Origin of the sequence: Paraburkholderia sp. SIMBA_054 (assembly GCF_046534875.1) — a bacterium.
GTDB classification, from domain to species: Bacteria; Pseudomonadota; Gammaproteobacteria; order Burkholderiales; family Burkholderiaceae; genus Paraburkholderia; species Paraburkholderia hospita.
The window spans coordinates 1-268 of sequence record NZ_JAWRXV010000865.1 but is presented as its reverse complement, the minus strand read 5'-3'; the positions used below and the strand labels follow the sequence as shown (position 1 = coordinate 268).

Below are 268 nucleotides of genomic sequence, written 5' to 3'. Positions count from 1 at the left end.
GGACTGAACAAGCCGGACCGGCTCAGGGCACGTCGAGCCGCTGGCCGAGCGCGGCGCTGCGCGCGGCCAGCTCCAGCAGTTCCATCACCTGCAGGGCTTCGGCCACGGTGGCCGGTGGCGTGCCATGGCCGGCCACCGCGTCGCGAAAGGCGGCGTAGCACCGGCGGTAGTCGCCCGGCAGGGTGTCGAGGGGGCTGGCGTGCAACGCGCCGTCCTCGTCGGCGCGGGTGAGCATGCCGGGCAGCGGGTCCTCGCCCCAGCCGGGCAC

1 pseudogene is annotated in these 268 nt (G+C 75.7%); it reads right to left on the bottom strand.

Annotated elements, in window-relative coordinates:
- Window positions 1-22 precede the first annotated feature (22 nt).
- Window positions 23-268: pseudogene (locus SB822_RS57585) on the bottom strand (oxidoreductase); the annotation flags it as partial.